This is a genomic window from Pseudomonas fluorescens (genome assembly GCF_005938625.1).
GTDB lineage: Bacteria > Pseudomonadota > Gammaproteobacteria > Pseudomonadales > Pseudomonadaceae > Aquipseudomonas > Aquipseudomonas fluorescens_BD.
This window is the reverse complement of the sequence record NZ_VCNJ01000051.1, coordinates 13,871-25,449: the sequence shown is the minus strand read 5'-3', so window position 1 is coordinate 25,449 and position 11,579 is coordinate 13,871. Positions and strand designations below refer to the sequence as shown.

At 57.4% G+C, this 11,579-nt stretch carries 10 protein-coding genes; 1 reads left to right on the top strand and 9 read right to left on the bottom strand.

Going from position 1 to position 11,579, the window contains the following annotated elements; all coding sequences use genetic code 11:
* Positions 1-148: 148 nt before the first annotated feature.
* The 7 genes from FGA82_RS26255 to puuE all read right to left on the bottom strand — a co-directional run bounded on the left by FGA82_RS26255 (position 149) and on the right by puuE (position 7,162).
* Positions 149-934 carry an outer membrane protein OmpK gene (locus tag FGA82_RS26255; RefSeq protein WP_141129348.1) on the bottom strand — a complete coding sequence of 262 codons (786 nt, stop codon included), beginning with the start codon at positions 932-934 and terminating at the stop codon, positions 149-151.
* A 175-nt stretch (positions 935-1,109) separates the two neighbouring features.
* The gene (locus FGA82_RS26250) at positions 1,110-2,462 is read right to left on the bottom strand and encodes a nucleobase:cation symporter-2 family protein (RefSeq protein ID WP_141129347.1); all 1,353 of its coding nucleotides are present in this window, start codon (positions 2,460-2,462) and stop codon (positions 1,110-1,112) included.
* Between the two features lie 168 nt (positions 2,463-2,630).
* On the bottom strand, positions 2,631-3,944 hold the full coding sequence (locus tag FGA82_RS26245) for a urate hydroxylase PuuD (protein WP_141129346.1): 1,314 nt from the start codon (positions 3,942-3,944) through the stop codon (positions 2,631-2,633).
* A gap of 51 nt (positions 3,945-3,995) precedes the next feature.
* On the bottom strand, positions 3,996-4,499 hold the full coding sequence (locus FGA82_RS26240; RefSeq protein WP_127926402.1) for an ureidoglycolate lyase: 504 nt from the start codon (positions 4,497-4,499) through the stop codon (positions 3,996-3,998).
* 141 nt (positions 4,500-4,640) lie between these two features.
* On the bottom strand, positions 4,641-5,636 hold the full coding sequence (gene alc / locus FGA82_RS26235) for an allantoicase (RefSeq protein WP_141129345.1): 996 nt from the start codon (positions 5,634-5,636) through the stop codon (positions 4,641-4,643).
* A gap of 87 nt (positions 5,637-5,723) precedes the next feature.
* Positions 5,724-6,239 carry a 2-oxo-4-hydroxy-4-carboxy-5-ureidoimidazoline decarboxylase gene (gene uraD, locus FGA82_RS26230; RefSeq protein WP_108226900.1) on the bottom strand — a complete coding sequence of 172 codons (516 nt, stop codon included), beginning with the start codon at positions 6,237-6,239 and terminating at the stop codon, positions 5,724-5,726.
* Positions 6,236-7,162 carry an allantoinase PuuE gene (gene puuE / locus FGA82_RS26225; protein WP_034151757.1) on the bottom strand — a complete coding sequence of 309 codons (927 nt, stop codon included), beginning with the start codon at positions 7,160-7,162 and terminating at the stop codon, positions 6,236-6,238. The genes uraD and puuE overlap by 4 nt, the downstream gene beginning before the upstream one ends.
* Before the next feature lie 420 nt (positions 7,163-7,582).
* Between puuE and uraH the strand changes: the two genes are divergently transcribed.
* Positions 7,583-7,936 (top strand): hydroxyisourate hydrolase, encoded by a 354-nt coding sequence (uraH, locus tag FGA82_RS26215; RefSeq protein ID WP_008080901.1) that lies wholly within the window; start codon positions 7,583-7,585, stop codon positions 7,934-7,936.
* A gap of 113 nt (positions 7,937-8,049) precedes the next feature.
* Here uraH and FGA82_RS26210 read toward each other — a convergent pair whose 3' ends face one another.
* Together FGA82_RS26210 and FGA82_RS26205 are read right to left on the bottom strand one after the other, a co-directional pair.
* A complete protein-coding gene (locus FGA82_RS26210; RefSeq protein ID WP_141129343.1) occupies positions 8,050-9,540 on the bottom strand; it encodes a hypothetical protein in 1,491 nt (496 codons plus the stop codon).
* Positions 9,541-9,678: 138 nt separating this feature from the next.
* On the bottom strand, positions 9,679-11,550 hold the full coding sequence (locus FGA82_RS26205) for a hypothetical protein (protein ID WP_141129342.1): 1,872 nt from the start codon (positions 11,548-11,550) through the stop codon (positions 9,679-9,681).
* Positions 11,551-11,579 lie beyond the last annotated feature (29 nt).

Genomic DNA, 11,579 nt, shown 5'->3' with positions numbered 1-11,579 from the left:
TAAGTTGGCTTTTCGGTCAGGAATTAAATCCGGGCTTTTTTTTAGACCGAATTCATGAGGCCGCGGAGAATACTGACTCAACGGCCAGGTCTCAAGTGCCCCGCAACAGAGCACCGACGACAGGCATGGGGCACGGTTGCGGGCCATCTTAAAAGTGCACCTTGACCAGCAGGCTGGCGGTGTTCTGATTGGTGTCGAAGTTGTGGGTGTTTTCGACGCCGTATTTATTTTTCCAATAACTGTATTCGGTGCCGACATACAGTTGCTTGTGGCTCCAGCCCAAGGCTTTGCCCAGGTCATATTTGATCTGCGGGTTGATGTGCAGGTTGGCGTGGTAGGTACCGCGCGAGTTTTCATCGTTGTCGACCACCCAATCGAGATAGCCGTCGATCAGCACGTCGGAATTGCCCAGGGGAAAGCTGTAGGACCAGCCGGGGGTGATCTGCCAGACGCCGTCGCCGGGGCGCGGGCCTTCGGTCTGGCGGCGGAAGATGTTCAGCGTGACGTAGTTGAAGCCGGGCACCTTGAGGTCGAAACCGGGGCCGATCAGATAAGCCTCGCTGTCGCCTTCGCCGTATTCGTAAGTCATCGCCAGCAACAAGTCCTTGATCGGGCCAAATTCGAGCTTCTGGTCGAAGATCTTGCCGAACGAGAAACGCGGGGTGAATTCACCGTAGAAGGCGTGCGGGCCTTTGTTCGCGTCTTCTTTGCCGTTGTAGAAGATCTTGTCGACGAACAGGAAGTTGTCGCCGTATTTCCACTTGTCGGCGTGCTCGAAGGTCAGCGTCTGCTGGATCGACGGGTTGATCGCGAAATTCTTGCCGTACAGGTAGCTGAGGCTGTTGGTCTGCCACAGCAGGAGATCGCCGGCCATGGCTTGACTCGCGGCCAGCAGGCCGCCACTCAACAGAACGTTGGTTTGCGTGCGAATCATCTGTTGCTCCCTCTTGTTTTTATTGTTTGAGGCAGGGTGTTGCACAGTCCCTGTGGGAGCGAGCTTGCTCCGGGCGGCGTTCCGACGAAAGCGGTGTGTCATTCAACAGTGATGTTGACTGACATGGCCTCTTCGCGAGGAAGCTCGCTCCCACAGGGTTACTTCGTTAATGCTGTTAATGCGCATGGCAGTCGTTGATCGCTGCGCGCTCTTTGCCGCCGAGAATGTTGAACAGCAGGTTCAGCGTCAGCGCGCTGAGCGTGGCCATGGCGATACCACTGTGGGTAATCGGGCTCATCCACAGCGGCAGATGTGCGAAGAACTCCGGACGCACCACCGGGATCAGGCCCATGCCGATGCTCACCGCGACCAGCAACTGGTTGCGACGATCACCGATGTCGGCTTCCTGAAGAATCTTGATGCCGGTGGCCGCGACCATACCGAACATTGCAATCGCTGCGCCGCCCAACACCGCTGGAGGAATCGACGCCACCAGGAATGCCGCTTTCGGCAGCAGGCTCAACACGATCAGCAAACCACCGGCAACGATGGTCACCGAACGGCAGCGCACGCCGGTCATCTGCACCAGGCCGATGTTCTGCGCGAAAGAAGAGTGGGTAAACGTGTTGAAGAAACCAGCGACAAACGAGGCGCCGGCATCACATAGCAAGCCGCGACGCAGCATGCGTGGGCAGACTTCCTGGCCGGTGATCTTGCCCAGCGCGAGGAACATCCCGGTGGATTCAACAAAGATGATCACCACCACCAGACACATCGACAGGATCGGTGCGAGTTCGAATTTCGGCATGCCGAAATGCAGTGGAGTGACGAACTGAACCCACGGCGCGTTGGCCATGCCACTCAGGTCGACCATGCCGATCGCGCCGCACAGGATGTAGCCGAAGCACATGCCGATCAGTACGGAAATGTTGACCCAGAAACCGCGCATGAAGCGGTGGACCAGCAGAATAGTGCCCAACACCAATGCGGCGATGGCCAGATAAATTGGTGAACCGAATTGAGCAGCAGCAGCGCCGCCACCGGCCCAGTTCACGGCCACGGGGAACAGCGACAAACCGATCGAGGTGATGACCGTGCCGGTCACCAGCGGCGGGAAGAAGCGTACGACTTTGGACATGAACGGCGCGATGAGCATGCCGAAGAAACCGGCGGCGATCGTTGCACCGAAGATGCCTTGCAGGCCGATACCGGGCATGCCGGCCATGGCGACCATGCTGCCGACCGCAGCGAAACTGGCGCCCATCATCACCGGCATGCGGATGCCCATCGGGCCGATGCCCATGGACTGGACGATGGTGGCGACACCGGCGACCAGCAGGTCGGCGTTGATCAGGAAGGCAATTTCTTCACGACTCAGGCCAGCGGCCTGTCCAATGATCAGCGGCACCGCGATGGCACCACCGTACATCAGCAGAACATGTTGCAAACCGACCAGGATCAGTTGCAAAAGGGGCAATCGCTGAATGGCGGGTGCGTCGGGGATGCGCGCTTTGGACAGCTCGGACATGCAACACCTCGGATCTTTTTTATTCTTGTGATTGAACAGCTGCCGGGTTGCTCACAGCTGTTTCTTTGCATCAGGTCGACCGCGTTGCGGCCATTCGCGAGCAAGCTCGCTCCCACAGGGATTGAAGGTGTCCTTGTGGGAGCGAGCTTGCTCGCGAAGTTTTACGGCTTAGTTGGTCTGTGCTCCCTGAGCGATCCATGCACCGATCAGGTCACGTTCCTGCTGGGTCATCTGAGTGATGTTGCCCAGTGGCATGATCTGCGTAGTGATGGCTTGCGCCTGGATGCGTGCCGCGTTCTGACGGATCTGCTCTGGGGTGTCGAACATCACACCGGCAGGCGCCGCACTGAACAGCGGGCTGGTTGGCTTGGCCGAGTGGCAAACAGCGCAGCGTTCCTGGATCACTGTGTGCACTTTGTCGAAACCGGGGCCAGCATTCGACGCCTGTGCCGGTGCAGCAGGTGCTTCTGCGGGTGCAGCAGGTGCCGCCGCTTCAGCCGGTTTCGCGCCACCGCCCAGCGCCGTTTCCGGCAACGGTTGGTACTCGATTTTTGCTGGAGCCTTGGCCACTTCCGGAGCGGTCGACATCGGCGTTGGGCCGGTGACGTACGCCAGGGTGATCATGCCTACCGCTGCCACTGGCAGAGTCCAGGCAAACTTGTGGCTGTCGTGACGGGTGTTGAAGTAGTGACGCACCAACACCGCCAACACCGCGATCCCGGCCAGGATCAACCAGTTGTACTGGCTGCCATAGGTGCTCGGGAAGTGGTTGCTGATCATGATGAACAGCACCGGCAAGGTGAAGTAGTTGTTGTGACGCGAACGCAGCAAGCCTTTGGCTGGCAGCGCCGGATCCGGCGTGCGGTTCTCGGCAATCGCTGCGACCAGTGCACGTTGCGCCGGCATGATGATGCGGAACACGTTACCGACCATGATGGTGCCGATGATCGCGCCGACGTGCAGGTACGCACCACGACCGCTGAACACTTTGCTGAAGCCATACGCCGCGCCGATGATCAGCACGAACAGGATGAAGCCCAGCAGAGCAGGGCGTTTGCCCAGGGCCGAATCGCACAGGAAGGAGTAGATGAACCAGCCGAGGAACAGCGAGCCGATACCGATGGCCACGCCTTCAGGGCCGCTCAGGGTGCTGCCCGGAGCCAGCAGGTAGAGCGTTGGATTGGAGTAGAACACCACGCACAGCAGCGCGATCCCCGACATCCAGGTGAAGTAGGCTTCCCATTTGAACCAGTGCAGGTTCTCCGGCATTGCCGGCGGAGCCAGTTTGTATTTTTCGAGGTGATAGATACCGCCACCGTGGATCGCCCACAGGTCACCGGCCAGACCGGTTTTCGGGTTGACGCGGTTGAGGTTGTTCTCCAGCCAGACGAAGTAGAACGACGCGCCGATCCAGGCCACGCCAGTAATCATGTGAACCCAGCGCACGCTCAGGTTCAGCCATTCCAACAGATGTGCTTCCACAGTCTTTACCTCTCGCCTGTCACTCTTGTTGTCGAGTGATCAGACCTTCTCTTATTGGTGGGGGGCGAGGATCAAACGCTCATCCTCTTTGAAAAAATGCTCATCGCAGTTATTGCCTGTGCCACTGCGATCAACCACCAGGAAGTCATCCCGCTTTTCGATCGTCAGCACCGGATGGTGCCAAACGCCGCGATGGTAATTAATGCCCTGCCTGCCGTTGGTGACGAAGGCGCGGACCAAGCCTGATACAGGTTCATCGCCAATTGGCGCGACCACGATCAGAAAGGGGTTGCCGAGCAGCGGTATGAAAGCCTGGCTGCCCAGCGGATGGCGTTCCAGCATGCAAACGGTCAGCGGCATGTCCTGCGCGTCGGCGCGGAAGATGCTGATGATCGCGTTGTCCTCGGGCTGAGCGGTTTCGACCGTCGCCAGTTTATGGAAGCGCATGGTCGAACCGTTGTTGATCATGAAGTGATCGCTGCCGTCGGTTTCGATCACGTCACCGAAAGGGGCGAAGGCTTCTTTGGTCAGCGGTTCAATCGTTAGTGTGCGCATGCTGTTCTTCTTTTCGTTGAGTGATCGTTCCCACGCTCCGCGTGGGAATGCAGCCCGTGACGCTCCGCGTCACATCCAGAACGGACGCAGAGCGTCCAGTGATGCGTTCCCACGCAGAGCGTGGGAACGATCATTACGGTGTTATTTAGCGACCTTGCCGAGAACGCGCAGGCGACTCACACCACCATCCGGGAACACGTTCAGGCGGATGTGGGTGATCGGGCCCAGTGCTTTGATCTGCTCGACGAAAGTGTGTTCGGCGTGCATTTCCAGCTTCTGGCTCGGCAGCAGTTCGCGCCAGAACAGCGACTGGGTTTCGATCTGGCTGTCAGTACCACCTTTGACGAACGCGCCCTGGATCGAGCAAGTGTCCGGGTAGTTGCCTTTGAAGTGCAGGGTGTCGACGACGATCTTCTCGATCTCGCCCGGGTGACCCAGCGCGACGATGACCCAGTCATTGCCCGGCGTGCGACGACGTGCAGTTTCCCAGCCGTCGCCCATGTTGATGCCACGGCCCGGGTTGAGGATGTTGCTCATGCGGCCGAAGTGTTCGTCGGAGCAGGCGAGGGCGCGGCCACCATTGAGGGCTGCTGCCAGATCGACTTGCTCGTTGTCGCCAACCGCCGACCAGTCGCGATGCGGCACACCGTACACGCGCAGACGGGCAACACCGCCGTCCGGGTAGATGTTGAAGCGCAGGTGGCTGAACGCTTGGTCGTTGCTGATTTCGTGGTAGTGGTGGCTGTTGCCCTGCAGCTCGACGGCCGACAGCACTTCAGTCCACTGAGTGTTGTCATCAGGCTCGCCCGAGGCCAGGAAGCACGCTTCCAGCGAGGCCGATGGCGGGAAGTTGCCGGTGAAGAATGAAGTGTCGATGTCCACGCCTTTGATCGAGCCCGGTACGCCCAGACGGATCACTGCGCTGTCGAAGCCTTCGAAGCGCTTGCGGCGCGATTCCCAGCCGTCCATCCACTTGCCGTTGTCATCGAACACGCCCTCCTTCCATACGGCCGGGGTCGGTTGGAACAGACGATTGGCGTCTGCGAACCAGTCATCGGTGACCGAGATGATTTTGGTGCCCAGACGGGCATCGGCCAGGTTGACGAATTTTTCGAAAGGTACGGCGTAAGCTTTCATTCTTCTTGTCTGCCTTTAAATAAGTGGCTGGGGATGCTTGCAGGGCCCTGGGCATTCTCCGCGTCTGACATGCTCGGGCCAGGCTTGCTAAAGAGTCAGTAAACGGAACAGGGCGATCTTGTTGATCTCCGCCAGCGCGCATTTGAACTCGGTGTCTTCCGAGTTGTGAATGCGCGTTTCGAACGCCGCGAGGATCTGATGCCGGTTGCTGCCTTTTACCGCCATGATGAAGGGAAACTTGAACTTGGCTTTGTAGGCGTCGTTCAGCTCGGTGAAGCGCTGGAACTCTTCGGCCGTGCATTGGTGAATACCGGCGCCAGCTTGTTCATTAGTGCTGGCTTCGGTCAGTTGGCCCTGGACGGCGGCTTTGCCGGCCAGGTCCGGGTGAGCGTTGATCAGGGCCAGCTGACTGGCGTGATCGGCGCTCAACAGGATGTCGCTCATGCGCTGGTGCAGGGTTTCAATCTCGTCGATCGAAGCGTCCGCGCCCAGGTCGTAGGCCTTCTCGGCCACCCATGGCGAATGTTCGTAGATGTCGGCGAAGGCTTTGACGAAAGCGTCGCGGCTCAGGGTCGACGGTTGCAGGGTTTGAAAGCGGCTCATTTCGCGGCCCCTTGGTACGGCTGGGTTTCGTGCCAGTGACGCGCGATGTCGACGCGACGGCTGAACCAAACCTGTTCATGACTTTTGGCGTATTCGATAAAGCGTTTGAGCGAGGCGATGCGACCCGGACGACCGATCAGGCGGCAGTGCAGACCGATCGAGAGCATCTTCGGTGCTTCAGCGCCTTCGGCGTAAAGCACGTCAAACGCATCTTTAAGGTATTCGAAGAAATCGTCACCCTTGTTGAAACCCTGCACCTGGGTGAAGCGCATGTCGTTGGTGTCGAGGGTGTACGGGATCACCAGATGCGGTTTGCCGGTCGGGTTGTTCGGTTCCCAGTAGGGCAGGTCGTCATCGTAGGTGTCGCAGTCGTAGAGGAAACCACCTTCTTCCATGACCAGACGACGGGTGTTCGGGCCGGTGCGGCCGGTGTACCAGCCCAGTGGGCGCTCGCCGGTGATTTCGGTGAGGATGCGGATCGCTTCGAGCATGTGCTCGCGTTCCTGCGCTTCGTCCATGTACTGATAGTCGATCCAGCGGTAGCCGTGGCTGCAGATTTCGTGGCCGGCATCGACCATCGCGCGGATCACATCCGGGTGGCGCTGAGCGGCCATGGCGACGGCGAAGATAGTCAGCGGAATGTCGAATTCCTTGAACAGTTTCAGGATCCGCCAGACACCGGCACGGCTGCCATACTCGTAAAGCGATTCCATGCTCATGTTGCGCGCGCCTTGCAGCGGCTGAGCAGCAACCATTTCGGAGAGGAAGGCTTCGGATTCTTTGTCGCCGTGCAGAATGTTGCGCTCGCCGCCTTCTTCGTAATTGAGTACGAACGACAGGGCGATGCGGGCATTGCCCGGCCAGTGTGGGTGAGGAGGGTTACTGCCGTAACCGATCAGGTCGCGTGGGTAGTCAGCGCTCACTGCAGTCTTCCTTCTTGTTCGTTGACAGATGGGTGTGGCGGCCTGGCAGGCTGGCGTCACAGCGATGGGCTGATTGTATACAACTTTATTCGCAATTTGTAAGCCTGAATTTTCGCATTTTTCACCGACTGTCATCTTTTGCTGCTATTGGCGTAAGCCTGCAAGAAACCTGCCTGACCAGTCAGCTAATGGATAGGAGGTTCAATGAATAGGCGTGTTGCTGGCAGAACGCGAGGAAACCCCCGAATGGCGGGGGCGACGTGAAAAATGTCGTTTTTATTGTGTACAATTTTTTTGAAAAGTGTCTTAATCGGTCGCTCGCCGCAGCTTTTCGTGCTCCGAATTGGTGCGGTCTCCTTTTCAACTGACTTCGGGAGGCGCGAAGTCTGACTGCTCCATGCAGGCAGGCGCGCAGAATCAATGGGACGTTTGACAACACACGTTTTGGACGCTGCACACGGTTGCCCGGGCAGTTCGATCAAGGTCGAGCTGTACCGCGTTGAAGGTTCGCAACTGGAATTGGTCGCCAGTGCGGTCACCAACAGCGATGGCCGGGTCGATGCACCGCTGCTGCAAGGCGATGATTATCGTACCGGGGTTTATCAGGTTCAGTTCCACGCCGGCGATTACTATCGCGCCCGTGGCGTTCAGTTGCCGGAACCGGCATTTCTGGACGTGGTTGTGTTGCGCTTCGGCATCTCTGCCGAACAGGATCACTACCATGTTCCGTTGCTGATTTCGCCGTACAGCTATTCCACGTATCGGGGCAGCTGACCCCCAAGCAGCTGCCCCCACCGGGAAGCGACTGCGCATATAGCTTCTTTGGTCTTTCGCCCGCCCACACTGCGGGCTTTTTTTATTCAAATGATCGCGTGTTGCGCGAGCTTCTAGCCCTCCCTGACGATAAACAGTATTCGCTGATCAGGTTCAACGCGCTGCACGCCCCCCACAAGATGGACGGCTTTTCCCGGGACGAGCATGTGCCGCCATTGCGAATTCTCGATATGTACGCTGAGTGCGGGATCACGCAGTTCTGCGCCAGGCTCGAGCGGCCGCTCCAGGTGGGCGCTTTCGTTGTGAGAAGGTAACTTCAATATAAAAACTGCATCCACTTTCGCCCGGCGAAAGAGCAGTGCATCCTCGCTGAACAGACGATTGTCACGATCCACTTGATAGCCGTTGTCCTCCAGAATGTCGGCAAACATTCCGCGCAGGCTGAATTCCGGGCTATCCAATTCATAAAGTTCGTTTTCCACTTTGCGAAGGTCGTAGTCAATTCGCAGTAACGCAGTTGAGTGGGGAGAAGGTAGGGACATCGACCGTTGCGTCAGATCTGCGCTCCATCGAGCGGGGAGTTCCGGCAACATCACCAGAGGGTCGGCAAGGTCGCGTCTCGCAGAGCGGGAGACGCTTTTTGTCAGCCAGACCTTGAGGGTGTCGTGCAGCACTGCCAAGCCTTCTCCCTGCATGACGGGAGCAAAATTGTTGGCCCGGTCAAATACCGCGCGGGCAATATTGGTCGAGGTTTGATCACTCAAGTACGAGAAGCACTCGGTGACTGTTTCAACCAGCTTCTTTCGGTAGGCAAGCGGCTCCACAACACTCCAGCGAAGGCGGAATCTTTCAGCTCGCCTTGGTTGCAGGTCGAGATTGCTGCCCAGCATCTGTTCGAATGCTTCGTAACTGCCCGGAGAAAAATCCGGATGCTTGAGGTAGGCAAAACTGGTGTAGCTGTTGCGTTTTTGCGGGACGATGACGAAGTGACGACCTTCAATCTCTATGGAGTCGGCTTCTTGGGGGAGAGTGTCCTTGCCCCAGTTTTCCCAATCGGGCCTGGTGACAGACACGGTTTTAAGTTGGGTTTCAGGCCGGGTCGTAGAGGCGTCTCTTTTCTTCCAAAGATTTGTAAGCTGGATGCGTTCTATCGGTAGGCCGTAAGTCGTGTTGATTGAGGAAATCTTGTAGCTTTTCCGCCCGTCCTTGCGTACCAGAAACGTACCTTCTTGCAGGTCGGCGTACGGCCTTGCGCGCTGGTCGTAGCGAAGCCCCTCAGGGGAGTACGGTTCATTGGCAAGCATGGCCAATTGTTCCGGCAACAGGGGCGCGGGCATTTGAATCGTCATTTTCGGAACATCACTTCCCTTGTCCACCCCGGGTGCCTGATCAGCCATTTCGAAAACCCGGACAGAACTGGAATGCGAGGCCACTTGCGACGGGTCGTGCATTTGAAGTGCGGACGAAGGACCGGGAGCCGGCAAGGATCGGTTGACATGATTGTCGGGGTATCGCTGAGCTGTTGTGTGATCCGATTCCGATTCAATGATCGGGGTCGGTTTGCGTGAGTCGGGAATATGAACTTTCTTTGGCGGTTTAGTCATTGCCGTTGTTCCGTAAAGATGTCGGTAAAATTAATCGTCGAGGCGCTGCGTTTATTTTTTTCATGCCAAAGTCGGACGCTTCAATCAAAGCGTCCTGTATCAATGGGTATTAAGTTGGTGCGCAAGTTGATAGTTTGGTCAGCGAAGCCGGGTGATGACCAGGTTGTCTTGCCACGATGGCGCAAGGCGCATGTTAGTGCAGGCCAGATAGATTATTTTATTGGTCGCGTGATGATCTTGAAGGGTGATTTTATCGTCGGGATCAATCTTGTTGACCAGCGCTTTTCTTTTGAGCCAGATAGTTGGATCAGTTGCAAGCGTGGTGGCGTTGTCGAATCGATCCGTGAACAAAATGAATACGCTATCAATACCTGCTCTCTGGATCAGCAGCGCGTCTTGTGCGTTACTGCGAAAGCTGGTTGAAACGTTGTAGCCATGGCCTCTAAGAATACCTAGCGCCAGATCTCGTGTTGACGCGCGATCAACTTGATACTGCGATGCAGAAAACAACTGGGCATTGAAGTCAATTCTCTGTAGGCCCTCAGCGGCCAGCAGTGGCATGTGCATGTAGCCGTTTTCGTCCGTCGGCAGCGGGGAAAGAAGCATCAATGGATCGCTCAGGTCCTGACGTAAAACTCTCTTTTCGTGCATATACGTCGAACGGTTTTCCCAATACCTGAACGTCTCGAACAAAGCATTGAGTCCGGGTCCTGTTATTGCGTCGGAGTGATTGGCTCGATTGAACATTTCGCGTGCAGCTTTGTTGGCGGAGGCGTAAGAAAGATAGGCGAACTGATCGCTGACATATTGAGTCAGGCATTTGCCAAAGGGCAGACCCTCCACCATTCTCCATGTTTCACCGCCTCGCCCCGTCCACCTGTCCGCCAACTTCACCACGCCCCTGGGTTGTAACTCAGGCGTCGTCAGTAGCATCTGTTCGAACGTATCGAAGCGTGTCGCGGAAAACTGCGGGTGTTTGATAAAGGCCAGGGCGTCAACCGCATGCGTTGGCTGTTCAAGTATGGAAAAGTGTTTGCCATCGATTTCAATGAAGTCACCGGCTAACGGTTTCGTAGCTGTGCCCCAGGTTTTCCAGTCCTCAATGGGGCGACGTGGAGCAAGCGGGTCACTCTCGCCAGGCAGTCGCGCACGCTTGCTCGGCCCAGGACCGGTTTCTTCAGGCGTGGCATGGGCTGGAGATCGATTGGGTTGCGCACCAGCGGCATCCAGCGGTTTGCGGCGCCATAGCCATCGTCCGGGAATCTGTTCGAGGGTTATATCGGGCACGTTCATTGTCGTTGCGCTGGCCAGTTTGTATTCGCCTTGTGCGCTTTTACGAATCATGACGGTTCCGTCGGCGAGGTCGACGTAGGTTTTTCCGCGTGGTCCTTGCCGAATGCCGTCCGTGGATTCATGCACGGCCGGGAGCAGAGTGGCCAGGTTTGGGTCAACATGGAAAATCGCTACCGGATCTTCGGCGGTCAGTCGAGGCATGAACAGACTCCCCGGTGCAGACTCGGCCGCGTACCACTGTGCCTCGATGCGCCAGCGCGGCTGGCCTGCGATTTTCCTCAGAATCGGCGGTGTCACCCCCGGTGCTGCGGGCCAGGGGATCTGGTAATCACCGTCGGTGTTGAGTTCGGCCCGGTAATAACCGCCTTCTTCCAGATGGGCATACGTCTGGCCATCCGGGGCAAGGTATAAACCGTCGAGGGATTCGTGCGGCCGTAACAGGTGTGTCTGCAAGCCTGGCAGGGAAATCTCTGCCAGCCTGGCATTGGCTTCGGTGATCACCGGATCGGTGATGTAATTCACAACCACACGCGGCTCGACAACGATGTCGGCGCCCCTCTCGGTCAGACCGGAAGTGTCGGGCAGTCGATGGCTGTCTGGCGCAGAAGTGTCAGGACTGCCGGTGTTTCTTCCGCTGCCAGTGACAGTATCGGATCTGGTCAGGGTGGACGTGTCAGGTGAAACAGGACGAACAGTGATTTTCGTGGATTTAGTCATTGAAGTGTCTCTAGGCGATTCATGGCCAC